Genomic DNA, 25,377 nt, shown 5'->3' with positions numbered 1-25,377 from the left:
GCGCCCGTGCGCCAGGCCGCAGCGCGGCAGCTTCAAACCCCTTGACATCCTGCAGGCGGATGCTTACCTTTCGCAAATTTTTTCGCTCGCGCGGGCGGTTCAGGAATCCCAATGCTATTCACCGATCATCTCCCCAAAAGCACTTTGTTTCGGTTGCGGCCACACAGTTCTCCGGCAGCGGAAACAACCAACCTTCTTTTCGTCTATGGCACACTCATGCGCGGCATGGAGCGCGCTGATTTTTTGGACAATCCGGACAAGGCCAGCTTCGCCGGGCCTGCCACCGCCGCCGGCAGATTGTACGACGTCGGCGCCTTCCCCGGCATGATCGAAAGCAGCGGCGGCGAGCAGGTGCACGGCGAGCTGCATCAGGTGCATGATCCCGAGATTTTTTTCGAGACGCTGGATTTGATTCAGGGTTACTGGCCGGATCAACCGGCGCGCAGCCTCTACATTCGCAAGATCATCCCGGTGACCGCTGCACAAGGAGAGGCGCGGGCCTGGTCGTACATTCTCAACCTGCCAGTGTCCGGCCTCACACTGATTCCGTCCGGAGATTTCCGCCTTTATCAACCCGCTGCCCACTGGCTGGAAGACTGAACCGGCACCGGCGCGATTCGCTCCTCATAACTATTCGCGACAATCCCCGCAGCGGCAAGACCCATCGCGACCGCGGCGTGGGCTGCGCATTTGGCAAACTCGCTCGAACCGGCCATGATGCTTGAATCTCTCACGCCGCACGCGGTGAATCTGACGATGGCCAGCGGCATCGCCGTGTTTCTGGCATTGTTTGCCAGCTTGTTTGCCCTGCAAGTTTATCGCGCGCAAGGCTTCGTGGTGTTCGCGGGCTTGGCCACCGCGGAATTGCTCAAGCTCGCCTACCTGCTCACGCTCGCGGGGCAGGCGGTTCCGGCGCTCGCCTGGACCGGCACGCCCAGCCTGGAATTCGTGGCGCATGGTTTTCTGCTCGGCCTGAGCCTGCATTGGCTGATCTTCTCGTTTCTCGCTTTTCGTCTGCCCTCTCCCAAACCCAAACCTTATCTGCGGTATTGGCTCGCCGGCACTGCCCTCACCTTTGCCCTGCTCTTCAGTCTGGCCTTGTGGCACAATCGCGGCTTGAGCGAATGGGCGCCGGCGCCGCCAACGCTTGCGCTGTTGCAACAAATCGCTGCCGGCATTTGTGCCGGCTGCTTTTTGCTGGCCGCGCTTAGCGCGGCGATGCGCTGGTGGCGCAGCCGCAACGGCCTGTGGCCCGGGCTGGCGGCGGCGGCGCTCAGCCTGACCGGCACCACGGCGCTGCAGTTTCTCCTGCCCTTTGCCGCCTTGCCGCTCACCCTCACGCTCGGTCTGGCCAGCCTGTTCATCATTTTGGGATTGACCGCCGACCGCGGCCGTTTTTTGCGGCTGGAAGCGGAGTTGCGCAAGAGCCTGCTCGAAAACAGCATCAAGCTCGATGAACTGGTGCGCAGCCAGAACGCCACCTTCGCGCTGATGAGCGAGGCCGTGGTGCATCTCGATCTGGAAGGCCGCATTCTGTTTGCCAACGCCGGTTTTCTCCAACTTGCCGGCGTGGCGAATCCGCAGGGCGTGAATGGCGGGCTGCTGCGCGACAGCATCTCGGCGGAGATGTATCAGGCGCTGCAACCGCTGCTGCGCGACTTGCGGCGCGAGCACGGCGGCCAAATCGAAATCCGCCTCCCCTCTGCCACTGACGTCAAAGTATTGCGCGCGGCTTATGCGCCGATTCGCAGCGAAGCGCAGCGCATCATCGGCATGCACGTCGGCTTGCTGGAGATCACGGCTTACCGCGCGGCCGAACACGCGCTGCAAGAAACCGTCAACCGCCAGGCCGCGGAGTTGCAGGTGCTGCAGCAGAGTTTCGCGCAGGCCACGGTCGCCATGGCGCTCACGGACGCCGCGGGCAAAATCATCGAAGTGAATCCCGCATCGGAGCGCGTGTTTGGCCTTTCCCGGACCGAACTTTTGGGCCGCGAGCTGTCTCTGCAATTCGAGCCGGATTCTTTTCCTGCGACTGAAATCAGCCGCCGGCTGTCGCAACAGCAGTCCTGGCACGGCGAGGTGAACAGCGCCGGCACGAACAACCGGAAATTCACCTGCGAGCTTACGGCCGTTCCGCTTGCCGCCGGCGAGCAGCAGTCGCTCCGCCATTTGTGGCTGGTGCATGATCTCACCGAACGCCGGCAAATCGCGGAGGAACTCGAGCGCCGCGCCGCTGCCGTGGCGGCGCTGCAACGGGAATTCGCGGCGCAACGGCATTACTACGATGCTGTGCTGGATGCGCTCGATGACATTCTCATCATCGTCGATGCCGCGGGCCGCTGCCTGCATCTGAATGCCAAAGCGCGGCTGCGTCTGGGCGTCACCGCTGCCGAAATGACGCCGGCCATGCTGCCCGGTTTTTTCCAGGAGATTCAACGCCTGATTCAATACGGACAGTCCGTCAAGATCGAATTTCAACAGTACGAGGCGCCGGTGCAAACTCGCCGCGGTGAAACCCTCACCTGCCTGTGGAACGCGCGGCCGTTGCTCAATCCTCAAAAAGAATATGTCGGCGCGCTGGCATTGGGCCGCGAGCTTGCCGAAATCGAACGGCTGCGCCGCACGGCTGACACGTTCGATTTGGAAACGAAAACGCGCGAGGCGACCGCCGCGTTGCAGCGCCGCATCGATCAACTCGGCAAGGTCGTGGAGATCGGGGAAAGCATCCGGCTGGGCGTGAGCCTGGAGGTGATCATGCCCGCGGTGGCGGCGGCGATTGCGGCGCTCGGCTGGCAGCGCGTGGCGGTTTATCAAGCAGCCGGGGAAGCCGAGGACGGCGATTATGCGTTGGCGGCCAGCGCCGGCTTCGCGGAAAATGGCAGCCGGCTGCCGCGGGCTTTGCGCAAGCTTGCGCATGCCGAGCTTGCGCCGTATCTGCTGGAGCAATGGCGCGTGAGCCAGTCATTCCTGCTCGAGGCCCGGCAAATGCCGGAGGGACGGCCGCGCTTTCTGCCGCCGGAGTTGGATTTTCCTGCCAGCGGCGATTGGCAGAAACATGATTGTTTGCTGGTTCCCATTCGCGGCCGCGAGCGCTGGGCCGGCCTCATTCTCGTCTTCAGTCCGCATGACGGCCGCCGGCCCGGCGCGGAACAAGTTCACGATATCGAAAGGCTCGCCGACGACGCGGGCCTGGCGATTGCGAACAATCGGTTGCTCGCGCTGCACGCCGCCAACGTGCGCCAGGCCAAATTGCTGGCGCAGATCGGCAATGCCTTTCAAGCAGCGGCGACCTTGGAGGGCGTGGTGAGTGAGATTGCCGGGCTGGCCGCGCAAGCTTGGTCACAACCGGTTTTCCTGGCCGTTCGGGTGGAGGCGGAGGCCAAGCCGGCCGAGGGCCACAATGGCGCCGAGCCAAGCGCGAGCTGGGTGATGGCGCTCGGCCAGCCGAGCCGCGGAGAAAAAGGCCGCGGCAGAAATCTCTCGCTGAGCGAGGTGCCGCCGGCCAGTTTTGCGCAGCTTTTCGAGCAGGCGGCCCGCGAGCGCGCGCTGCAGGTGGAGTTGCCGGAGGCGCCCTGGCCGAGTTTGGTGGGCGCGAACGCCGGTACGCCACCCACGGCCAAGCTCATGGCATTGCGCTCGCGCGGCCGCAGTTTCGGATTTCTGCTGGCCTTTGCCGGCGAACCGGCTGCCGCCACAGCCGCCGACGCGGAATCGTTCGATCAGGATTTGCTGGCGCAGGCCACGCTCACACTCGACAACGCCCGTTTGTTTCATCAAGCCGAGGCCAAGGCGCATGAATTGGCGCACGCCAACCAGCATATCTCGGATTTTCTCGCCAGCGTGTCGCATGAGCTGCGCACGCCGCTGCACGCGATTCTGCAGTTCTCCGAAATCCTGCGGGATCAAACCGCGAAAAAGCTCGCGCCCGAGCAGCATCGCCAGCTCGAAATCGTGCATCGCAGCGGCCGCAACCTGCTGCGGCTCATCGACGACATTCTTGATCTCAGCAAAATCACCGCCGGCAAGATGGAGGCGTTGCGCGAGGATTTTGATCCGAGCCTGCTGATTCGCGAGGCCGTCGAAACCGTGCGCCCGCTGTGTGAGCAGAAAAAACTGGCGCTGCGTCTCGATCTGCCCGCCTCGCTGCCGCCGCTCATTCACAGCGACCGCAACATTCTCGAGCGCGGCCTCACCAATCTGCTGGGCAACGCCGTCAAATTCACCACGCAGGGAGAAATTGCCGTGACGGCGCAATTCCATCCGCCATTGCTGCGCCTGGCCGTGCGCGACACCGGCATCGGCATTCCCGCCAACCGTCTCAAGGAAATCTTCGAGCCGTTTCGGCAATTGGAGACCAGTGAATCCCGGCGCCAGGGCGGCACCGGCCTGGGCCTGGCGATCTCACAGCGGCTGCTCGCAATTCTGGGCGGCACGATCACGGTGGCGAGCACACCGGGCGAGGGCTCCACTTTTACGCTCGAGGTGCCGGTCGAAGTGCCGCGCACAAAAGCCGGCAGGAAGGCGCGCGCCGGCAGGCCGCAAACCAGCGCCAAAGCGCCCGCTGCGCCGCCCAAATGGCGCCGCCACCGCCGTCACATTCTGGTAGTCGAAGACGATGAGAACACCCGCTACGCGATGCAGTACATTCTGGAAGATCAAGGCTATCAGGTGAGCTTTGCCGAGGGCGGAGAGCAGGCGCTGTTGAAAGCGCAGCATGAGCGGCCGCATCTGATTTTGATGGATATCATGATGCCGCAGATGGACGGCTATCGCGTGGCGCGCACGCTCAAAACCCAAAAACAGCTCGCGCACATTCCGGTGGTGGCGCTCACCGCGGCCGCGATGAAAGGCGACCGCGAAAAGGCGCTGGCCGCCGGCTGCGATGACTATCTCACCAAGCCCTTCGCCAAAAAGGACATTCTGGCGATGATCGAAAAATGGCTGGAAAGCGATAAACGCTGAGCCGCTGCGCACGCATGATGACGCCACTCCGGCCAATTGCATTCTTTGACGGGATCTACAGGATTGACGGAATCGTTGAGTTTGTTTGATTCATGCCTGCGCAAGCCGCAGCTCGTGTGACTTTACCCCAATTCGTGTCTGTCCAGAAATGAATTAACCGCCCGGGCGCTTGGTCCCGAAGCATGCATGAATCGAAACAGGCTTTTTGTTGTTCCTGACGCAGTGCCCGGGCAGGCGTGTTTATGGAGCGAATCGACCAATGGCGGCACAAAACGATGCCCGTAAAGTTCTCGCCAAGCTGGCGCATGATCTGCGCAACCGGGTGAACACCGCTCAACTCAATCTCGAAGCCGCGGAGTTGATTGCCGGCAGACTCACCGGCACCGAGGCCGAGCGGCTGCTCCGGCATTTGCGCATTGTAGCGGGCGAGTTGTCCAAATTGCAGGCAGCGGTGGTGCAAGCAACGGAGAAACTGTGAATCCCGAACGCGACAAGATCCTGCTGGCGGATGACGAACCCGAGGCGCTCTTCGGGCTGGAGACGCTGCTGCAGGATTCGTATCAAATCTTCACGGCCACCAGCGGCGAGCAGGCTTGGCGCCTGCTGCAGGCGGAAGACATTGCCGTGGCGCTGGTCGATCTCACCCTGTCGGATCTCGACGGCTTGCAGGTGTTGCAGCGCGTGCAGAAAAACCGGCTGGCAAGCGAGCTGATTGTGGTCACCGGTTACGGCAGCATCGATACCGCGGTGGAGGCCATGCGCCAGGGCGCGTATGACTATCTCGCCAAGCCGGTGGAGAGCAAACGGCTGCGCCAGGTCGTGGCCAAAGCCGCGGAGAAATATCGCCTGCAGGTATCGCACCGCGCGCTGGCGCAGCAACTGCGCGCGCTCACCAGCTACGAGGATCTGCTCGGGCAAAGCGAGGCCATGCGCGAGGTTTACCGGCTGATCGAAACCGTTGCCAAAACCGATGCCACGGTGTTGATCACCGGCGAAAGCGGCACCGGTAAGGAATTGGTGGCACGCGCCATTCATCGCCGCAGCGACCGCAGTGCGGCCCGCTTTGTCGCGTTGAATTGCTCGGCCCTGCCCAGTGAAATTCTCGAGAACGAATTGTTCGGCCACGAGAAAGGCGCCTTCACCGGCGCGCTCGGCGAGAAACCCGGCTGCTTCGAGTTGGCCGATGGCGGCACGCTGTTCTTCGATGAAATCGGCGAGATGCCGTTTGAGCTGCAAGCCAAGCTGCTGCGCGCGCTGGAGGAACGCAGTTTCCGCCGGCTGGGCGGCCGCGAGGAAATCCGCGTCGACGTGCGCCTGATTTCCGCCACCAACCGCGAGGTGCGCGCGGCGGTGCGCGACAAGGCCCTGCGCGAAGATTTGTTCTACCGCCTGGCGGTGGTGGAGATCGAGCTGCCGCCTTTGCGCGAACGCCTGACCGATCTGCCGCTGCTGGTGAATGAATTCATTCAGCGGTTTGCCGAGAAAAACGCCAAAAAAGTGGACGGCATCGCGCGCGCAGCGCTCGACCTGCTGCTGCGCCATGCCTGGCCCGGCAACGTGCGCGAGTTGCGCAATGTCATCGAGCGCGCCGTGATTCTCTGCCCGGGCCGTGAAATTACGGCAGCGGACTTGCCCAAACACCTCACCAACGCGGAAAACACCACTGCCCTCACCATCCCGCTCGGCACAACCGTGGCAGAGGCCGAGCGCCTGTTGATTCTCAGAACGCTGGCTGTGCATCAAAACAACAAAACCAAAGCCGCCGAAGTTTTGGGCATCAGCTTGAAAACGCTGCACAACAAACTCGTGCGCTTTCGCGACGAGGTTTCCTGATCGCCGCCGGTAAAATCTGCCCGCTTCCCGCTTCCAACCAAGTAGCCTTTACACACCTGTTTTCAATTCCCGCTCGAGAAAAATCGCAGCGCCGGCTGCTGGTCTTGCCCTAACCGGCTGATTCTTCGGCCCGTCTGCCGGCCAAGACGCGAGGGGCATCCTGTCCTCGCCGGCTTGGCAATCCTTTTGCTTTGACGATGAGTCATGCAACGCCGGCGCACGGCAGTGATGCGCCGCCAAGCAGGGAGAGCAACGATGCTGGAAGAGAAAGATTACCCGTCTTCTGGAAAGGTCGCCCCATGACGCTGCTACCGATATTGTGCGCGAGCATTTTCGGCTGGATCATCGGCCACGTGTTTGCCCTGTGCGATCACGCGCCGGAACGCCGGCGCAGTTTGAATTACGCGCTGGGCATGGCGGGCGCGGCCGCCGGCGCGGTGTTGAGCAGTCTCGCACCGGTCCTGTACAACAAGCTCCTGGCGGTCAGCCTGCTCTCCGCGGTCGTCACGCTAACGCTGTTTCACGGCGTGCGCCGTCTGTGGGGAATGCGCCTGGGCTGAGCCGGCCCGCGATTTTCGGGCGCATTTTCGAATCTCAAACAAATAGGAGGTCGCGATGAAGAAAATTCTGCTGGCCGGTTTTTGCGGCCTGGTCATGCTGCTGGTGATGGTGCATGACAGCACGCTGCTGAGCCGGCTGCGTTGGCTGGAAGCGCCGCAACTGCACAAAGTGCAAAAGGGCGAATCCCTCAGCAAGCTGGCCAGGGCGCATTACGGCGAGGCCGACTATTGGCGCGAGCTGGCACTGGTCAATCGCGCGCCCAATCCCAACCACATCGAGCCGGATGAAGAAATTCTGCTGCCCGCTGCCAGCGTGATCACGAATCTGCGCAAAGCCCGCACGATCACCAACGTCAACACGCTGGTCGAGCAACAGCATCTTCTGGCGAAGAATGCGGGCCGGGACGGCAGCACTTCGCCCACGCCGGCAGTCACCGCCACGCCAACGCGCGGGCCGGCGCCGGAAGCGAATCAAACGCCCGCGCCGGAGCCGGCACCGGTGGCGGCACAGGAGCAGCCCCAGCCTGAGCCGGTCGCCGCCCAACCGCAGCCGGAGTCTTCCGGTGGGCTTTCCTGGTTTTGGTTGATCCTCGGCTTGGTGCTGCTGGGTGGTGTGGTGGCGTTCGTGCTCTATCGTCGCCGCCAGGATGAACAGGCCGCCAAAGAGCAAGAGGAGCAGGAGGGCGTTTACCGCCGCCGGCCAACGCCCGACCATGAAACGGCCGACTCCGGAGAGAAACGGCAAAATTTTCCCAACGATCGCCGGTCCATCATTCTCAGAAAAAACTCCGCGGTGGACACCACCGCCTGAAGTCCGGGCCGCGCCTGCGCGCCTGGGTCTCCGCCCGGCGCCGCGACTGGCGATCGACGATCGACAATGCTGCGGTGAAATGGGGCTGGCGGTACCGCCGCCAGCCTCGCTCGCAAACCTACTCCTGAGAGTCGCCCGGTTGGAGTTTTGACACAGACCCCCATTCCCTTCCCCCTAAACCTCGTGTCGGCTTTCGTCAATGCCCCTGGTGGCGGGAGCCGATTTCCTCCGAAGAGCACGACAAAGAACGTGTCGTGCTCTTCTTATTTTCCCACTTTCATTTTGAATCAGTCTGCGCTGCGCGCGAACGCCCACAACTGCGTGAGCCGGCAGTGATGCACAGCATTGTCCTCAATTCGACGCAGCGCAGGCTACCAGCCGGCAAACGAAGGCAAGCAGGAAGTCTGCACGACAACTTCTTTGCGGTCGTGACGGCTCTTCCACGGAAAAAAACAATGTCGGAAAAAGGAAACGGGTGGCGTGAGGAACGGTTTGCTGAATTGCGAGGAAGGGAACCCGGGAGCGAGAATGCTGATCGTTTTCGACGGCCGGCGGCTACACGCTGGCTTCACGCACGCCGTGCCGGAAGGGCGGGGCCAAATCCAGCGCCTCGTAGATAAGCTGGCGCAGGTAGCGGATTTCGAAGGGCTTTTCGAGATAGAATGCCGTGCCGCGCGCTTCGATCTCCTGGCGGAGATCGTGCGAGCTGTGCGCCGTCATGATGATCACCTTGGTGGCAGGATGATCGCGCCGGATGTCGGCCAGCAGTTGCAGGCCGTCGCGGCCCGGCATGCGAATGTCTGACACCACCACGTCCACGCGCTGCTGCGCCAACACCTCGAGCGCGGCGTTGCCATCTGCCACGCAGATGACCTGAAAATGCCGGTCGTTCTTTGCCAGCGTCTTGGCGATGCTCCAGGTCAGATCATCTTCATCGTCGACGATCAAGATGCACTTGTTGTTGAGATTCTCGTTCATGGTGAAGCGAAAGCCTTCTGCAGCCGCAGCGGCTTCTTGTCTGGTCGGTTCCGGTCGGTTGACGGCGGAATACATATGCTGACGTGATCTCTCTGATTCGTGAAAACCGGGTATTGCAGTCCTGTGGCTGGCATGGCATCCCGCTCGACACTTTTGGCTCTGGCAAATCAAGATAGTAATCGCGCAACAGAGCCGGTTTAGAGGTTATAAGCAAACCGGGTGCCACCAACCGTCAGGCTTGGGCGATATGCGGAAGGGAAACGCGAACAAATTTTGCGGGCATAACAATTCTAAAAACAAGCGGAAGTGGCGAGGGGGAGTCGTGAAATCTTTGTAACAAATCTTGCCGCGAGCGGGAGGCGCTCAGCAGGGCGCGCCAGCGGCGGAAAAACGTGCATGCGCTGGTCAATTTTCGAACGCTACTCAACCGGGGATTTGATAGAGACGCATCTTCTCACGCAGCGTCGAACGCGAGATATTGAGCGCACGCGCGGTGCGGGACTTGTTGCCCTTGTTCTGCGCCAGCACGTTTTGAATGTGGATTTTTTCCATCTGTTCGAGCGACATGGAGGCATTCAGCCCGCCGCTGGCGGAGAGCGGGGCCGCGAAGAAAACCGAGTTGCGGCTCTTTTCGTCGCGCAGCTCCATGGGCAGATGCTCGGGCTTGAGCACGGCATCCTGGCACAGAATCACGGCGCGCTCGATGACGTTTTTCAGCTCGCGCACATTGCCCGGCCATTGGTAGAGGCGCAGCAACTCCTCCGCCTCCGGCGCGAGGCCGGTGACGTTTTTGTTGAACTCATGGTTGTTGCGCTCGATGAACAAGGAAGCCAGCGGAATGATGTCTTCAGTGCGCTCGCGCAACGGCGGCAACACGATCACCATGACCTTGAGGCGGTAGTACAAATCCTCACGAAAGGAGCCTTCCCGTACCATTTCCTGCAAATCGCGGTTGGTGGCTGCCACCAGCCGCACGTCGATCTGAATGTCGGCGGTACCGCCGATGCGGCGAAACGTTTGCGTCTCCAGCACGCGCAGCAGCTTGGGCTGCAGCGCCTGGCGCATGCTGGAAATTTCGTCGAGAAAGATGGTGCCGTTGTCAGCCAGCTCGAAGATGCCCTTCTTCAGCGCCTTGGCGTCGGTAAAGGCGCCCTTCTCGTGGCCGAACAGCTCGGATTCGAGCAGGCTTTCGGGAATCGCGCTGCAGTTGATCGGCACGAACGGCTTATCGCGGCGGCTGCTCCACTGGTGCACGGTGTTGGCCACCAGCTCCTTGCCGGTTCCGCTTTCGCCTTGAATCAGCACCGAGGTGCGCGGCGTCTCGCTCACGATGCGGATCATATTCTTGATCTCTTGCATCACGCTGCTGTTGCCGAATAGTTCGGTGCCGGGGAATTTGTCGCGCTGCTGCTGTTTCAGGCGCGAGACTTCCCGCTTGAGCCCCACGGTTTCCAGCGCCTTGGCCACCACCAGCTTGACTTCATCGAGTTCGAAAGGCTTGGTGAGATAATCGAAGGCGCCGACTTTCATGGCTTCGACCGCAGGCTTGGGATCATTGGCGAGCGCGGTCATCATGATCACCATAATGTCGGGATCGACTTCCTTGGCAAACTCCAGCACTTTGATGCCGAGGATGTCGGGCAGGCGCAAATCCAGCAGCGCGAGATCGATGATTTCACTCTTGAGAATGCGCTTGGCGTCAGTGCCGGTGAGCGCGGTCAACACTTTGTGCCCGCTCTTGCGGAACACCTCCGCCAGGGTTTGGCAGAGATCGGCGTTGTCTTCCACGATCAGAATTTTGGCTTGTTCGAGCACAGCGTTTCACTCCTCTTCAGCATAGCGACCTGTGTCTGTCATCTCGTCGCCGGGGTGAGGCGCAGCCGGCCATCACACCGCCGGCAGCAACAGGTTGAAGGTGGTGCCCCGGCCAAATGCGCTGCTCACCTGGATGTCGCCGTGATGCTCTTCAATGATGCGGTAAACAATCGACAATCCCAGTCCCGACCCCTGCGGCTTGGTGGTGAAAAACGGGTCGAAGATGGCCGGTAGATTCTCCTGGGCGATGCCTTCGCCGGTGTCGCTGACCAGCACCTCGGCATACAGGCCCTTGCTGCCGGGCGGCGCATGATTGCCGCGACCATCGCGGCGGTGCAAGGCGGTGAGACGCGGCCGCGACTGCAGCACCAGGCTGCCGCCGTTCGGCATGGCATCGATGGCATTGAGAAAGAGATTCAAAAATACCTGCTGGATTTGATGAAAATCAACGTACACCAGCGGCAAATCCTCGGCATAGTGTTCTTCGAAGCTAATGTCGGTGCGCTCGAAGCGCTGCTGCATCAAGCCCTTGACCTCGTTGACGATGTCCTGCAGCCGGCATTGCTGGCGCATGGGCGATTTGGGCCGGGCGTAGGAGAACAGCGTGCGCAGCAGCTCGTCCATGCGGTTGACCTGGCGGATGATGCGCGCCACGTATTCGCGCTTGCTGTCGCCGGGGTCGAGATCCTCCTCCAGCGTCTGCGCCACGGTTTTGATGCCGGCAAGCGGATTGCGAATTTCGTGCGCAATGCCGCTGGCGAGCACGCCCAGCGAGGCCAGGCGGTCCATGCGCAACACTTCGGCCTGCATCTGCTTGATCTGGGAGATGTCGCGAAAGGAAACGAGGAGGCCGACCCGGCGGTTGCGGTTGTCGCGTCGCGAGGTGAGCGTGAAGCCGATGGGGATGCGTTTGCGATCCTTGCGCGTCAGTTCCATTTCGCGATGCAGCAGCGGCGAGCCGCCCTCGCCGGCGTCCGGGTCGGACAAAATCTGCTGCACTTCCTCCGCGGGAAAAAGCTCTTCCACGTAACGCCCAATCGCCTCATTCGCGCGCCAGCCCAGGGCCTCCTCCGCGGCAAGATTGAAGGAGGTGATCCTGCGATCGAGATCGAGGGTGATCAACCCCGAGCCGATGCTCTGCACGATGCTTTCGTTGAAATTCTTCAGTTCGGTGATTTCCTGTTCGAGTTTCTTGCGCTGGGTGACGTCGCGCGCGATGCCGACGCAGCCCACCACCTCGCCGCGCTCGAACATGGGGTTGATGTTGGTGGAGAGATGAAGCAAGCGGCCGGCCTGCGAGCGCACGCGCATTTCGAAGATGCGCGACTTGCCGCTCAGCGTGTTGCGGAAGTTGGTTTCCACCGTCGCGCGATCTTCGGGAATCACCATCTCCATCAGCGGCCGGTCTTTCCAGGCTTCGCGCAAGTGGCCGGTGAGCGCCGAAATCCGGCGGTTGATGAAGACGAATTCCCCGCGGGCATTGAGGGTGAAAATGAGATCGCTGGCGTTTTCGATGAGATCCTGATACTTGTACTCGGTGCGCTTGATGCGCTGCTCGAGCTCGCGGCTGCGCTGGCGCAGATCATGCAGGATGAAGACGTTGGCGATGACGTTCATCAATTCATGGCTGGCAAACGGCTTCTCCAAAAACATGCGCAGCCCCATTTGAAACAGCCGCGCTTGATTCACCTCCGCCATCTTTTTGCCCGCCAGCATGATGACGGGGGTGTCGCTCACCGGCTTGTAATAGGGATTGCCGGTCAGCTCCTGCAACACCTCGGCGCCGTTCATGCCGGGCATGTCGTAGTCGAGCAGCACCAAATCCGGCCGCCGGGTGAGAATGAGGTTCAAGCCTTCCTCCCCGGAGGCCGCCTCGGCAAAAGCATAACTGTGGCTGCGCACGATTCTGCCGGTCAGGTCGCGCTCGTCGGGGTCGGCATCGATCAGCAGGAGCAGGCGCTGCGCGGGTGGCGCCGCGCCGCCACCTTCCTCACGCACGCCGGCAGCAGCGAGATTGTCGATCATTCCCGTCTCAAATGGCAGCATGATTTTGGGGCATGCGGTTTTGCACCTTCAGCGGCACGGGGCCTGGCTGGGCCGCCAGAAGGCACAGGGTTAGGTCAGGTGTGCAAGCGCTCCGGCTGGCGTATTGGGATGCAGCGCAAGAGATGTGGTGAGCACAGGGTAACGAAGTCCACAAGCGAAAAAGCAGCGGCGGGCAGGCAGGCCCGGCGCGCAAACGGCGCGCCGCTCAGGAATAGTGCGAGCTCATCTCCAGTTCGACCTCGTCATCGAAGCCGGCTTCGTGCAGCTTGCCGTTGTACTTCGGGAGATTGAAGGAAAAGGTCGAGCCTTCGCCGACCTTGCTCTTCACCTGAATGGAGCCGTTGTGCAGTTCGATGATCTCCTTCACCAGCGACAGGCCGAGTCCCGTTCCCGTCACTTCCCGCACCTTGTCGTTATCGGTGACGCGATAGAATTTCTCGAAGATGCGCGGCAGCGACTTCTCGGAAATGCCGTAGCCATTGTCCTCGATCTCGAACAGGACGTCGGTCTCACGCTCTTTCAGGCGAATCTCGATGGCGGTGTTTTCCGGGCTGTATTTTACCGCATTATTGAACAGGTTGAGGATGACCTGCTCCATCATGTCCTTGTCGCCATAGACCAGCGGAATGTCGGGCGCGACCTTGACGCTGACCACGATGCCCTTCTTTTCCGCCTGATGCAGATTGACGTCCAGGACCTTGTCCAGCACGTCGGTGATCTGCATCGGCACCTTCTTCACCTGAATCTTGCCCGCTTCGATCTTCGAAATGTCGAGAAACTTGTTGATCAACTCGCTCAGACGGTTGGATTCCTTCAGGATGATGCCGGCGTATTCTTCGGACTGCTCGCGGTTGACGGTGGGATCGAGCAGCAGCTCGCTGAAGCCCGAAATCGAGGTGAGCGGAGAGCGCAGTTCATGCGCGACCATGGAGACCAGCTCGGTCTTCATGCGGTCGATCTCCTTCTCGCGCGTGACATCCCGCAAGATGGCGACGATGCCGATCATTTCGTTCTTCTCATTCACCACTTTGGCGGCGCGCGCCTGCAGGAAGATGTTGCGCCAGGTCTTGGTCGATTTGATGACGATCTCGCTCTCGGACACCCACAGGCCGGGTTTATCCTCGTCGCGCACCTTGCGCAGAAACTGCAGCAGGGTCTGATTGCTGATGCAACTCGCGATCGGCTTTTCCAGACATTGGCGCTCGCGGATTCCGAACCAGCCTTCCATCACCGAATTGAGCATCATGATTTTATTGTCGACGTCGATGCCAATGACGCCATCGGCGAGATTTTTGAGGATGGATTCGTTTTTGATCTTCTCGTTGATCAGGCGGTTGAGATCCATGTCGCGCAGGCGGCGCAGCTCGGTGGTCATGTAGTTGAAGATCTGCGCCAGGCGGCCGATTTCATCGTTGGATTCGATGGCGACCCGCTCGCTGAAGTTGCCGCGCGCAATCGCGGTGGCGGTTTTGATGAAATGGGTGATCGGCCGGCTGATGCGTTTGGAAAGATAGTAGGAGCCCCCGAGTGCCAGCAGAATCGCAAAGCCGGTCGCCGCGTAAAATCCGGTGACCACCGCGTGGGTCGAGTCAAAGCCGTGCTCGGCAGCCACGCGCAGCAAGTACACCCACGACACCAGCAACGGCAACAAGGATACGATCAACGTAATGAAGAAGACTTTACGGAAGATCGTCTTTTTCTTGAAGAACAGCCAGTCCACTTTGCTTTCCCTTGGCATGAGATAAGGGCGCCGGGTGTCCGCTCCGGATTGTCATCTTCGCCACGGCCGGAGTGTCGCGGGCGTGCCCGCGGCCGGTGCACCGCACCTGCCGCCGTTCGCCTCGCACCGCCCTAGCCGAATCTAGCCTAATCCATGACCACCTGATTGCGCCCGCCCTGCTTGGCGTTGTACAGCCGCTTGTCGGCAATCGCGATGAGATCGTTCATCGCGGTGGCGTCATCCGGAAACGTCGCCACCCCCAGGCTGATGGTGACCCTGCCGTTGGCGCGCAATTCCAGCGGCTCAAACTGCGAAAGTTCGACCAGCCGCCGCATTTTCTCCGCCACCACCGCGGCCGCGGTCTTGCCCGTCTCCCCCAACACCAGACAAAATTCCTCGCCGCCGTAACGCGCGGCAATGTCGATCTTGCGGATGTTCTCTTTGAGCAAGCGCGCCACCGTGCTCAACAAGACGTCGCCGGCAGGATGGCCATAGGTGTCGTTGAACTTCTTGAAATGGTCGATGTCGATCATGATCACCGACACTTCCGAACGGTGCCGCGTGGCGCGGTAAAGTTCCTGTTCGAGATGCTCTTTCAAATAGCGATGGTTGTACAAACCCGTCAGGCCGTCGGTGATCGCCAGTTGCCGCAAGCGCTCCTTGGCCTGCTCCAATTCCTTCACCTTGGCGTTGAGCTGATCGTGCAGCTCCTTGATGCGCAGCAACGATTTCACCCGCGTGAGCAGCTCGAGCTTGTTGAACGGCTTGCTGACGAAATCATCGGCGCCGGCTTCGGTGGCGCGAATCTTGTCTTCGATTTCATTGAGCGCGGTGACCATGATCACCGGAATGATGCGCGTCGCCTCGTCGTTTTTCAGGCGCTCGCACACTTCGAAGCCGTTGAATTTCGGCATCATCACGTCGAGCAGCACCAGGTCCGGATTGCATGCCGTCACCTTCTCCAGCGCCTCCTGGCCGTCACGGGCCGCAATCACACTGTAACCCACCGACGAAAGATAAGTCGTCAGCAACTGCACATTGACGGCGACGTCGTCGACCACCAAAATCTTGCTCTTGCTTGTATCCTTGTTGGAAAGTCCTGTAATCATGACAGAGAACCAGTTCGTGCCGCGATCCGCAGCCAGGCCTGGATGAAAATTGATCATCGGCCGGTCGCGAAAGTACAATCACCCTTCTTATTAGTCAAGCAGTTTCTTTGCAGCCATGCCGTTGCTCAAAGATCAACCGAAAATTTACCACTTTGAGTCGGTAGCTACGATTGACAATTCAGAGTTATATACGGGCAGCGGCAATCAGTGCAGAACGATCTCGAAAATTTCAAGGCGCCCCCCACACCTGCATCGCCGTCGAACAGGTGTTCACATGAATCGCCACAGTGTCATCAGTATTGTAGGCATAACCTCCGCCCAGCGTCACCGCCAGCGGTATGCTCCTCGCTTTGGCCAAGGTGAAGACGATCTCATCGCGGCGGCGCAGCCCCGCAATGGTCAGACTCAAATCGCCGAGTTGATCGTCGCGATAAGGATCGGCGCCGGCCTGGTAAAGAATCAGCTCCGGCCGGAACTCATCGAGGGCGCGCGGAATGTGCGTGCGCAAAAGGCCGAGATACTCCTCATCCTGCACGTGATTGGGCAGGGCAATATCGAGATCGCTCTGCTGCTTGACCGGATAAAGATCATCTTGATGAATGGAGAAGGTGAAGACAGCCTCGTCGCCCACAAAGATCTTGGCGGTGCCGTTGCCCTGATGCAGGTCGCAATCGATCACCATCGCGCGCTTGATCTTGCCCAGCGCCTGGCACTCCCGCACCCCCAGCGCGAGATCATTAATGTAGCAAAAGCCTTCGGCCTTGTCCGCAAAAGCGTGATGAAAGCCGCCGCCGATATGCACCGCGGCGCCCTCTTCCAGCGCCAGGGCCGCCGCGCGGATCGTGCCGCCCGCCGCCAGTCTGAACATCGCGACCACCTCGTGGGTCAACGGCAGTTCGGAATAGGCGGTGCGTTCCGTGAATTTGAGTTGTTCCAAATCGGCAAGATATTCCGGCGTGTGCACGCGCAGCAATTGCTCGCGTGTCGCCGGTTGCGGATTCTCGAACTCTGCTTCGGGCACGCGGTATTGCTGCCGCAGCCGCTCGTAGATCATGCGGTATTTTGCGATCGGGAACACATGCGGCCCGAGATTGACGAGGTAGGCAGGAGAGTAAATGAATTTCATAAGTGCGGAATCATTGAATCCGTTGCGCCCTGCCGGCCGGCACAGGAGAATCCCGCCAGCCGGAGGACGTGCTCAAATGATCACAGCTCGGGTCGGCCCGAAATCGTTTCACCCTCGGCTGAGCCGCGGGTGGTGAAACTTCGAGTGTCGCCACAACGCTGAGGATTTTGGTGCAATGGCCGCGCCGTTGCAGGAACGCGTTCTCAGAAGTTCACGATTTCAGACGGACACAAGCTCCTGCAGTTTGTTCATGCCATGCCGCCTTCCTGGCGCAGGCCGGTGCATGCGCGCGGCCTCAAAGCCGCAAGCGTGCGGCGGCAGCGTGATCCAAAAACCAAGTGACGGCCCCGCGCGCGGGCTGCACCCGCCGTGCGGGAATCTCCGGCGAATCCGGTCCGGGTTGCAGGGCATGCGCGGCCATCTCCGCTTTGTCCGCCCCGGTGACGAGAAACCAAACATTCGCGGCCGCATTGATCACCGGCAAGGTCAGGGTCAATCTCGACGTTTGCAAATGCGGCACCGGATTCTCGGCCACCAGCCGCGCGGTTTCCGCCAGTGCCGGCGTTCCGGGAAACAGCGAGGCCACGTGGCCGTCCGTGCCCAGCCCCAGCAGGATCAAATCAAAAACCGGCACGTCGCCGCGGCGCAGTTGGAAAAACGCGCGCAGTTCATTGGCATAGCTGCCCGCTGCCGCCGCCCCATCGGGATATTCTGCGGGCATGCGATGCACGTTCGCTGCCGGCATCGCGATCCGATCGAGCCAGGCTTCCCGCGCCATGCGGTAATTGCTGTCGGCATGATCAGGCGCGACGCAGCGTTCATCACCCCAGAAGAGATGCACCCGGCGCCAGTCGATTGCCGCGGCCAACGGCAGCGCAGCGAGGCGGCGATACATCCCGGCCGGGGTCGCGCCGCCCGACAAAGCCACAGCCAGCCGGCCACGACGGCCGATCACTGCCGCGGCCAGCGCTGCGAACGCTTCCGCGCTGCGCTGCGCCACGGCGGCCGTATCTTCAAGAAGGATGATTTTCTGTTCGAGGCTCATCGGCTGGACTCGGCATCAACCTCCATTCCACTCACACCAACTGCGTGGCCTTGCGCAACGCCTTCTCATAGACTTCATCTCTTTGATGGCGATCGAGCGCGCGCGCCATCAACGCCGCCAACGAAGCCTGCTCCAATCGAATCAGGCCCGGCGGTGTTTCTGCAGGCCGCTCGGCAAAGCCGGTGACTTGGGCCTGCAAGGTGAAACCGGTGTCGCTGAGCATGCGCAGGATCGACAGCTCCGCCGGCTGGCCGGCGTGGTTGAGATGAAGATGAAGCCCGGCCAATTCCGCCTCGTTCCCGCTCTCGGCGCTGACGATCTCCGTGACAATCTCGCGGCCGGAAGAATCCCAGAGGGCGCGCCACCCGTTTTCGATTGCCGCAAATGGCTCGGAGAGCCGCCACTGCAATTGCGCCGCCAGCCAGCCCAGCAGCAGCGCCGGCTGTGCCATTTCGAGTTCGGCAGTGCGGTGGATCATCCTCACTGTGACTCTTTCGATGCTCTGCAGGCATGCCGCCACGCCCGCCAACTCGAAGAAATGCGCCAGCAGGTCGCGCCAATGCGAAAGGCGCAGCCAGTTGAGATCGATCACCGAGCCGTTCTGCCAATTCACATTGAGCGCATTGGCAGCGGCAAAGGTGAGGCCCAGATCCAGCGCGGCCGCTGAATCAAAGATCAGACAATCGCTGGCGCCGAGCAACTGCTCGAACATCTCCGACTCTTGCGGCAAGCCGGACAACCACCACAGCGCAACGGGCAAATCACCGACCAGCAGCGGCAACACCGTGCCTGGCACTTGCGCGACTGCCGGGCCGCGCGCAATCACGGAAATCTGCTCGCAACACACCTGCCGGGCGCCCGGCACCGGCAGATGGCAATGCGCCGACACGTAAGCAGAAAGCTCCGCGGTTTCCGACTCGGCCTCCGCGATCACCACAATGGCGCGGCAGGGATGGCGGCTGGTGAATTCCGCGATCGCCGCGGCGGCCTGCTCCGCGGTCTTGTCGTCGGGTGCAATCGCCAGCAGGTTCAGCGTGCAGGCTCGCATCACGGGCCGATCACCCGCCGGCGCGGCGGCCGCCGTGTCTTCAGCCTCCTGCTCCACCGCGACCTCCTGCCACAGCAGGGTCAGCTCTTGCTCAATGGCGGCCACATCAACCGAAAGCTTTTCACCTTGAATGAAGGTTGCAGCAGGATGTGAAGACATGGGCTTGGCCTCATTTGAATTTACCGGATTCACTGCACTTTTGTCCCGCTTGCATGATGGGAATGTTTGAATCACCGATGCAAACATTGAATGAAACACTGAAAGGGACTTTGCCAAGAACCAGATAATCAAACCGCCGCGACGCTGAGAGCGCAGAGTTCCATGGCATTATTCATCTGTCTGGCAATCATTTTGAGCAAGAATCTCGTCAAGCTGCTGTCGAAGACGAAATTGTCACGGGATTTTTTCGAATAACACCGGCACTCAACCGCAATAAGCTGCAACATGAACCAAGCCCTTCTCCGCGTTCTCTACGACTCTGCGGTTCAACAATTCCCGCGGAGAAGCAAAGCCGAAAGATTCACAAAGACCTTCAATTTTTTTGCCTTCATTCATGGAAGACTGAATCAAGCTTGTCTCCTTGTCTCCTTGCCTCCTTGCCCCCTTGTCCCCTTGCCTAAACCCGGCGCCAGCGCCGGCCTTCGGGTGCGATAAACGCCTCTGCTTCGGGCGGGCCCCAGGTGCCGGCCGGATACTGCGGCAGCGGCTGGTCGTTGCGCTGTTGCCAGCCCGCCAGAATCGGTGTCACGAATTGCCAGGAGGCTTCCACCTCATCGCGGCGGGTGAACAGCGTCGAATCGCCCAGCATGCAATCCCAAATCAAACGCTCGTAGGCCTCCGGCGAGGGTTTGCCGAAGGAGGTGCCGTAGCGAAAATCCATGTTGACGGTGCGGACTTGAATCGCGGCGCCGGGCAATTTGGCGGCAAACCTGAGCGTGATGCCTTCATCCGGCTGGATGCGCAGCGCGAGCACGTTGGCTTCCAAGCCCGCGGTGTGCGCGCCGAACAGCAAATGCGGCGCGGATTTGAAGTGAATCGCGATCTCCGTGGCGCGTTTCGGCAGCCGCTTGCCACTGCGCAAGAAAAACGGTACGCCGGCCCAGCGCCAGTTGTCGAGATAAAGCTTGAGTGCGACATAGGTCTCCGTGCGCGAATCCGGAACGACGCCTGGTTCCTGCAAATAGCCCGGCACCTGCTGGCCGCCGAACGATCCGAAACTGTACTGGGCGCGCACCACGAACTTCTCAACTTCCTCCGGCAGAATCGGGCGGATAGCCTGCAGGACCTTCACTTTTTCATTGCGGACTTCCTGCGCGGCAAAGGCAATCGGTGGTTCCATCGCCACCAGCGCCAGCAGTTGCAGCATGTGGTTCTGAATCATATCGCGCATCACGCCCGCGGTTTCGTAATAACCGCCGCGGCCTTCCACGCCCAAATCTTCCGCCACCGTGATTTGCACATGATCGACATAGTGGCGATTCCAAATCGGCTCGAAGATGCCGTTGGCCAGGCGGAACACCAGAATGTTTTGCACCGTCTCCTTGCCGAGGTAATGATCGATGCGAAAGACCTGGCTTTCTTCAAACACGCTCAACACCTGCCGGTTCAATTCACGAGCCGTGTCCAGATCGCGGCCAAACGGCTTTTCGATAATCACGCGCGTCCAACCGCGCCCGTTGCGGGCCATGCCGGCCTGGCCCAGGCGCTGCACGATCTCAGGATAGTATTCCGGCGGGGTGGCAAGATAGAACAGGCGATTGCCGGCAGTCTGATGGCTGGTTTCGAGTTCTTCGAGCAAGCGCTGCAAACCGGCATAGCCGCCCTCGTCTTCAAAGGTGGAGGAATGGTAAAAGATGCGCTCGCTGAAGTTTTGCAGCAAGTTGGCATCGAACTGCCGTCTGCGCGAGAACTGTTTGATGGCCTGCATCATTTCTTCACGGAAGTCGGCGTGGCTCTTCGTGCGCCGCGCAAAGCCGACCACGGCAAATTCCTGCGGCAGCAGATTGTCGCAGGCGAGATTGAACAACGCGGGCAGCAGTTTGCGTTTGGTGAGATCACCGGAGGCGCCAAAGATGATCATGGTGTTGGGCGCCGGGATGCGCTCGAGGCGCAGGCCTTCGCGCAGCGGATTCTCGGCGGCAGCAAAGTCGGGCATAGAGTCGATTCCAATTGACCCAACGGCAAATGCCATTTGCGGAGTTTATTTCGTCTTCGCTCAAGATCGCGAACTTCTGAGAAAATGTTCCCGCAACGGCTTGGCCGTTGCCTCATGATCCTCTGTGTTCCACAATACTCGAAGTTCTTGAAACCTCGGCTCAGCCGAGGTTGGAACATCTTTGGGCAGACACGAAACTTGACGATGCTTAATTTGTCCTCCGTCCACAAACACCACCGCCCAGGCACTTCGTCATGAGCAAGATTGAACTTTATTCGAGCCGTGCACGCTTCGGGGCCAAGCGCCCGGGCGGTTTCTTCCTTTCTGGGCAGAACCTATTTCGGACTGAGCGTGGCCTGCCGGTCCAGCGGCAGTTCCCGCTGCAGCAGATAGCGGTCATGAAAGGCCTTGGCTTTCGCGCGATTGAGATTGGCATAGCAGTAAAGGCAGCCGTGCGGGCAACTGTCGTAGTAGCCTATGTCGCGGCTTTCAGAGCAGCCGCAGTCTTCCCGCGTAGGCGCAGCGGCCAGCCGGCGCCAGCGCTCCGGCGCGAACCGGCGCAAGGCTTCCGCATCAACGCAACGCGCCTTGGCCACTGGCGGCAGCGCGCACAAGGCATCCTGGCAGCAGGAATAGAGCTGAATGCCCTGCGGCGCGGCCCGTTCCGCGAGGGCCTGCACCAGCGCCAGGCGCTCCGGCAAACCGGGATCGTGAAACTGCACGCCGTGTTTGTGCGCCGCTTCGGCAAAGTTGCGCCGGACCTTTTGATACCATGCAACAAAAGAAAAGTAGCAACGCGTGGTGGCGCCGCTCAGCCGGCCGGCCAGCTCGCTGAATTTTTCCAGATGATACTCGGCCGGCGTGCGATCGGACAGGACGATGGGATCATAGCGCCAGTAAACCTGGCCGGGATAGCGTTGCGCCAGACGCTGGAAGGTGGCAATGGCAAAATCCAGCGGCGGGTTGTTGGTCTCCAGCGTCTTCGGCAGGCCGTTGATGGTGAAGTGAAAATAGAAGGCGCGGCCGTAATGCGCTTCCAGCCGGTCGAGATGGCGCTCCAGCGGATGCGGGTTGCGCGTCCAAAATACGAGAAACAACACCTGCTCGGGCCGCAGCGACAGCCGCACCGGTTGAAAGCTGATCGGATTGGGATAGAAAGCCTCCCCCCGTTCCACCTGGCGCATGAACCAGTCGGCATAGTAGGCGGGAATGTCGGTGCGCCGCGACACCGAAACGATGCGGGGCGCGCTGTCGGCGTGAGCTGCCATGCTGCAATATGCTTCCCGAGAAATGCCCCTGCGTCCTGTCGATCTCGCAGGAATTCACCGCGGCACTCGCAGCGCCTTGCGAGGGCGCTGGATTCCGCGTGCAGAAAGAGATTCCGGCAAACGACAGACAAGAGATGCTGTTCGCCCGGCGGAGAAACGCCGCACTGCCCGCCGGGCAACAGCCTGCATCGAACTTGCGGCGGCAAGGCCAGCGGGTGGAGGCCAGGGTGAGCCGCTAATTTTTGTCGCCGCCGAAATCGACTCTCGGCGCTTGTTGCGCTTCAGCAGTGGCTTCGAAATACGGCCGCTGCTGGAAGCCGAACATGCCGGCGATGAGGTTTACCGGAAACGTGCGTGCCGTGCTGTTGTAGCCCTGCACTGATTCATTGAAACGCCGGCGCGCCGTGGTAATGCGATTCTCCGTGCCTTCGAGCTGGGTTTGCAGATCGAGATAGTTCTGATTGGCCTTCAGCTCGGGATAGCGCTCGACCACGACCAGCAGCCGGCTCAGCGCCGAGCCGAGATTGTCCTGCGCTTGCTGAAACCGCTGAAACGCTTGCGGGTCGTTGAGCACGTTCTCGGCATTGATTTCCGGGCGCGTGGCATTGGCGCGCGCTTCGATCACCTTCTGCAGCGTTTCCTGCTCGAAGTTGGCGGCGCCTTTGACGGTCTCCACCAAATTCGGAATCAAATCGGCGCGGCGCTGATAGTTGTTTTGCACCTCCGCCCAGGCCTGCTTCACGCCTTCGTCCAAACCCACCAGCTTGTTGTAATTTCCGGAGAAAAAGCTGTAGGCAAAAATCGCCAGCAGCACGACGACGCCCAAGCCGATGAGAAACTTTTTACTCATGATCCATTCCTCCTTCAGGCAGTTGACAGACAGCTCACAGGTGGTCGATGTAATCGGTTAGTTTGGCGATTTGCGCAATGTAATCTTCGGTGATCTGCCACAGCTCTTCGCGATAGGGCCGCGCCGATCCGGTCTGCAGCCGGAAGAGCGGAGCAATGAAGCCCGGATCCAAATTCGCGGCGGCGGCCACTTTGCGAAAACTCTCCTGCCGGGTGGCGGGAATCGGTTCGCCCTTGAGAAACAGAAACGCCTCGAACAGCGCGTAGAAATCGTTGATCGAAACCAGCAGCAATTCGAGCAGCGCCGCGCGATCCTGGCCCTTGCCGAGCAATCCCTTCCAAAGATGGACGAGCTTGCCCTTGATTTCGCGCTCGAGTTGCAGGCGCAAATGCGCGGGCGCGATTTCCAGCGCGTGCAGCACGTCTTCGCCGAAGAGCACGCGGTGGTGGCATTGCATACTGAGAAACTCGATGGGAAAACTGTCGCGCGAGGCCTGCAAAAAATCGCGGGTGAGCACCAGCGGCGTGACCACGGCATGCTTTTGCCACTTGGCGGTGAGCGGGATGGCCTGGCGCAGCCGCGCCAGGCCGGCAGGCGTGAGCACCACCAGCAAATTGATATCCGATTTGTCGGCGGCATATTCGCCGCGCGCGGCGCTGCCGTAGAGAATGATCGCTTCCACCTCCGCGCCCAGCGCGGCCTGCCAGTCTTTGACATACTCCGCAAAGATCGTTTCCGGAGCTTCCGTCAGCTTTTTCATCTTCGCCTCAACCGTGTTTTCGATCAGAAGCTGCCGCCGGCACCGCCACCGCCGCTGCGGCCGCCGCCAAAGCCACCGAACCCGCCGCCGCCAAAACCACCGCCAAAGCCGCCGCCCCAACTGCCGCCGCGGCGGTGCCCGCCCAATCCACCGGAAAGCAGCAGCGGTCCGAGCAAGCCCGTGCGCGCGAGTACGAACAAAATCACCAAGAATATGATCAGTCCCGGCAGCGACAGGCCTTCGTCGCCGCCCTCCCGCCGGGGCCTGGGTTTGATCGCGCCGGTCAGCTCGACGCCGGCATCTTCGGCGATCACACCGGCAATGGCCGCCGTGCCCGCCAGCATGCCGGTGCCATAATCATTGCGCCGCAGCTCGGGCGCCATGTACTCGCGGAAAATGCGGCCCGCGGTGATGTCGGGCAGGATGCCTTCCAAACCATAGCCGACTTCAATGCGGGCTTTGCGCTCGCGCACCGTGACGAAAATCAAAACGCCGTTGTCACGCCCGCGTTTGCCGATGCCCCAGTTCTCGAATAGGCGCACGGCATAATCGACGTAGTCGTAGTCGCCAATCGAATCGACGGTGACGATCGCCAGCTCGGCGCCGGTCTTCTGCTCGAGCTCAGTGCACAGTGTATTGATTTGCGCCGCGATGCCGGCGGGTATGACCCGGGCAAAATCATTCACATAGCCGACGGGCCGCGGGAACTGCTGGCCGTGCGCCGGCGCCGCCAACCAGAGAAGCGGCAACAGCGCGAGGCCGTTCAAACGGAAACGCCTGCAGGCGTGCTTCACTTTCACATTCCTTCCCGTGCTGAAGACCTCACCGCCGCGCCGAGGCCTCGGCTGGCCGTCGCGTTCAGCCGAAGCATTGCACCCGGCGCAAGACGGGGTGTGCGGTTCATATCGTCGATTTCCAGGAAAGCAATTCGGTCATGGAAGGGCGCCATGCGAGAGCGACACGGCAAGTGTTTTGGACGAACAACAAGGAATGATGCATGCGTGTGCCGGAAGAATTCATCAAATGTGCGCCGCAGGTTACCATATCATCTCCAAAAAATCAAGCGGAAAAATGGCCGGAGCGAACCGCCTCAGTGAGAGGAAGCAGCGCAGAACTCTTGTCTGCTGCAGGCGGGACACCTGTGCGATCTTGCCCCATGATGGCACAACACCCTGACGCAGCCTGGCTGCGCCGCCGGTTGCGGCGGTTTGGCGTCGGCGTCATTTTGCTTGCATCTTTGCCTCTCGCGGGTTATCTACTGCGTCGTCACGCGGTCCTGCAACTCGATTAC

19 protein-coding genes are annotated in these 25,377 nt (G+C 60.8%); 6 read left to right on the top strand and 13 right to left on the bottom strand.

The genetic code is table 11. The annotated features are described in order from the left end of the window. Window positions 1-111: 111 nt before the first annotated feature. The 6 genes from L6R21_01695 (at window position 112) to L6R21_01670 (ending at window position 8,166) form a co-directional block, all read left to right on the top strand. On the top strand, window positions 112-600 hold the full coding sequence (locus L6R21_01695) for a gamma-glutamylcyclotransferase (GenBank protein MCK6557885.1): 489 nt from the start codon (window positions 112-114) through the stop codon (window positions 598-600). 114 nt (window positions 601-714) lie between these two features. Then, window positions 715-4,962, top strand: a complete 4,248-nt coding sequence (locus L6R21_01690) for a PAS domain-containing protein (protein ID MCK6557884.1) — start codon at window positions 715-717, stop codon at window positions 4,960-4,962. A gap of 259 nt (window positions 4,963-5,221) precedes the next feature. Next, a complete protein-coding gene (locus L6R21_01685) occupies window positions 5,222-5,440 on the top strand; it encodes a hypothetical protein (protein MCK6557883.1) in 219 nt (72 codons plus the stop codon). Further along, window positions 5,437-6,795, top strand: coding sequence for a sigma-54 dependent transcriptional regulator (locus tag L6R21_01680; protein MCK6557882.1), 1,359 nt, complete (start codon window positions 5,437-5,439; stop codon window positions 6,793-6,795). The genes L6R21_01685 and L6R21_01680 overlap by 4 nt, the downstream gene beginning before the upstream one ends. 299 nt (window positions 6,796-7,094) lie before the next feature. Beyond that, the gene (locus L6R21_01675; GenBank protein MCK6557881.1) at window positions 7,095-7,355 is read left to right on the top strand and encodes a hypothetical protein; all 261 of its coding nucleotides are present in this window, start codon (window positions 7,095-7,097) and stop codon (window positions 7,353-7,355) included. A 55-nt stretch (window positions 7,356-7,410) separates the two neighbouring features. Then, window positions 7,411-8,166 carry a LysM domain-containing protein gene (locus tag L6R21_01670; GenBank protein MCK6557880.1) on the top strand — a complete coding sequence of 252 codons (756 nt, stop codon included), beginning with the start codon at window positions 7,411-7,413 and terminating at the stop codon, window positions 8,164-8,166. A 555-nt stretch (window positions 8,167-8,721) separates the two neighbouring features. On the opposite strand, the gene L6R21_01665 is transcribed toward L6R21_01670, so the two are convergent. The 13 genes from L6R21_01665 to L6R21_01605 all read right to left on the bottom strand — a co-directional run bounded on the left by L6R21_01665 (window position 8,722) and on the right by L6R21_01605 (window position 24,880). After that, on the bottom strand, window positions 8,722-9,144 hold the full coding sequence (locus tag L6R21_01665; GenBank protein ID MCK6557879.1) for a response regulator: 423 nt from the start codon (window positions 9,142-9,144) through the stop codon (window positions 8,722-8,724). A gap of 423 nt (window positions 9,145-9,567) precedes the next feature. Next, window positions 9,568-10,959, bottom strand: coding sequence for a sigma-54 dependent transcriptional regulator (locus L6R21_01660; protein ID MCK6557878.1), 1,392 nt, complete (start codon window positions 10,957-10,959; stop codon window positions 9,568-9,570). A gap of 72 nt (window positions 10,960-11,031) precedes the next feature. Then, window positions 11,032-12,984: a PAS domain S-box protein gene (locus tag L6R21_01655; GenBank protein MCK6557877.1), complete on the bottom strand. Its 1,953-nt coding sequence runs from the start codon at window positions 12,982-12,984 to the stop codon at window positions 11,032-11,034. 226 nt (window positions 12,985-13,210) lie between these two features. Beyond that, window positions 13,211-14,743 carry a cell wall metabolism sensor histidine kinase WalK gene (locus L6R21_01650; GenBank protein MCK6557876.1) on the bottom strand — a complete coding sequence of 511 codons (1,533 nt, stop codon included), beginning with the start codon at window positions 14,741-14,743 and terminating at the stop codon, window positions 13,211-13,213. Window positions 14,744-14,871: 128 nt separating this feature from the next. Continuing rightward, a complete protein-coding gene (locus L6R21_01645; GenBank protein MCK6557875.1) occupies window positions 14,872-15,834 on the bottom strand; it encodes a diguanylate cyclase in 963 nt (320 codons plus the stop codon). 229 nt (window positions 15,835-16,063) lie between these two features. Next, the gene (locus tag L6R21_01640; protein ID MCK6557874.1) at window positions 16,064-16,960 is read right to left on the bottom strand and encodes a histone deacetylase; all 897 of its coding nucleotides are present in this window, start codon (window positions 16,958-16,960) and stop codon (window positions 16,064-16,066) included. Between the two features lie 295 nt (window positions 16,961-17,255). Further along, window positions 17,256-18,005, bottom strand: coding sequence for a 6-phosphogluconolactonase (gene pgl / locus L6R21_01635; GenBank protein MCK6557873.1), 750 nt, complete (start codon window positions 18,003-18,005; stop codon window positions 17,256-17,258). Window positions 18,006-18,036: 31 nt separating this feature from the next. After that, window positions 18,037-19,212 (bottom strand): glucose-6-phosphate dehydrogenase assembly protein OpcA, encoded by a 1,176-nt coding sequence (locus L6R21_01630; protein ID MCK6557872.1) that lies wholly within the window; start codon window positions 19,210-19,212, stop codon window positions 18,037-18,039. Between the two features lie 457 nt (window positions 19,213-19,669). Then, the gene (gene zwf / locus L6R21_01625) at window positions 19,670-21,208 is read right to left on the bottom strand and encodes a glucose-6-phosphate dehydrogenase (GenBank protein ID MCK6557871.1); all 1,539 of its coding nucleotides are present in this window, start codon (window positions 21,206-21,208) and stop codon (window positions 19,670-19,672) included. A gap of 335 nt (window positions 21,209-21,543) precedes the next feature. After that, window positions 21,544-22,476 (bottom strand): DUF1848 domain-containing protein, encoded by a 933-nt coding sequence (locus tag L6R21_01620; GenBank protein ID MCK6557870.1) that lies wholly within the window; start codon window positions 22,474-22,476, stop codon window positions 21,544-21,546. A gap of 235 nt (window positions 22,477-22,711) precedes the next feature. Further along, the gene (locus tag L6R21_01615; GenBank protein ID MCK6557869.1) at window positions 22,712-23,326 is read right to left on the bottom strand and encodes a LemA family protein; all 615 of its coding nucleotides are present in this window, start codon (window positions 23,324-23,326) and stop codon (window positions 22,712-22,714) included. A 34-nt stretch (window positions 23,327-23,360) separates the two neighbouring features. After that, window positions 23,361-24,086 carry a nucleotidyltransferase domain-containing protein gene (locus L6R21_01610; GenBank protein ID MCK6557868.1) on the bottom strand — a complete coding sequence of 242 codons (726 nt, stop codon included), beginning with the start codon at window positions 24,084-24,086 and terminating at the stop codon, window positions 23,361-23,363. A 23-nt stretch (window positions 24,087-24,109) separates the two neighbouring features. Further along, on the bottom strand, window positions 24,110-24,880 hold the full coding sequence (locus L6R21_01605; protein MCK6557867.1) for a TPM domain-containing protein: 771 nt from the start codon (window positions 24,878-24,880) through the stop codon (window positions 24,110-24,112). Window positions 24,881-25,377: the final 497 nt, after the last annotated feature.

It is taken from the genome of bacterium (assembly GCA_023150945.1).
Taxonomy (GTDB): Bacteria; Zhuqueibacterota; Zhuqueibacteria; order Zhuqueibacterales; family Zhuqueibacteraceae; genus Coneutiohabitans.
This window is presented reverse-complemented; position numbering and strand designations above follow the sequence as displayed.

Bases quoted from the DNA above. Each gene is read 5' to 3' on its own strand.
- L6R21_01670 (MCK6557880.1), top strand. From the start codon at position 7,411: ATGAAGAAAATTCTGCTGGCCGGTTTTTGCGGCCTGGTCATGCTGCTG.
- zwf (MCK6557871.1), bottom strand. From the start codon at position 21,208: ATGCCCGACTTTGCTGCCGCCGAGAATCCGCTGCGCGAAGGCCTGCGC.
- L6R21_01675 (MCK6557881.1), top strand. From the start codon at position 7,095: ATGACGCTGCTACCGATATTGTGCGCGAGCATTTTCGGCTGGATCATC.
- L6R21_01650 (MCK6557876.1), bottom strand. From the start codon at position 14,743: ATGCCAAGGGAAAGCAAAGTGGACTGGCTGTTCTTCAAGAAAAAGACG.
- L6R21_01645 (MCK6557875.1), bottom strand. From the start codon at position 15,834: ATGATTACAGGACTTTCCAACAAGGATACAAGCAAGAGCAAGATTTTG.
- L6R21_01615 (MCK6557869.1), bottom strand. From the start codon at position 23,326: ATGAGTAAAAAGTTTCTCATCGGCTTGGGCGTCGTCGTGCTGCTGGCG.
- pgl (MCK6557873.1), bottom strand. From the start codon at position 18,005: ATGAGCCTCGAACAGAAAATCATCCTTCTTGAAGATACGGCCGCCGTG.
- L6R21_01690 (MCK6557884.1), top strand. From the start codon at position 715: ATGATGCTTGAATCTCTCACGCCGCACGCGGTGAATCTGACGATGGCC.
- L6R21_01665 (MCK6557879.1), bottom strand. From the start codon at position 9,144: ATGAACGAGAATCTCAACAACAAGTGCATCTTGATCGTCGACGATGAA.
- L6R21_01640 (MCK6557874.1), bottom strand. From the start codon at position 16,960: ATGAAATTCATTTACTCTCCTGCCTACCTCGTCAATCTCGGGCCGCAT.
- L6R21_01630 (MCK6557872.1), bottom strand. From the start codon at position 19,212: ATGTCTTCACATCCTGCTGCAACCTTCATTCAAGGTGAAAAGCTTTCG.
- L6R21_01695 (MCK6557885.1), top strand. From the start codon at position 112: ATGCTATTCACCGATCATCTCCCCAAAAGCACTTTGTTTCGGTTGCGG.
- L6R21_01685 (MCK6557883.1), top strand. From the start codon at position 5,222: ATGGCGGCACAAAACGATGCCCGTAAAGTTCTCGCCAAGCTGGCGCAT.
- L6R21_01610 (MCK6557868.1), bottom strand. From the start codon at position 24,086: ATGAAAAAGCTGACGGAAGCTCCGGAAACGATCTTTGCGGAGTATGTC.
- L6R21_01655 (MCK6557877.1), bottom strand. From the start codon at position 12,984: ATGATCGACAATCTCGCTGCTGCCGGCGTGCGTGAGGAAGGTGGCGGC.
- L6R21_01620 (MCK6557870.1), bottom strand. From the start codon at position 22,476: ATGGCAGCTCACGCCGACAGCGCGCCCCGCATCGTTTCGGTGTCGCGG.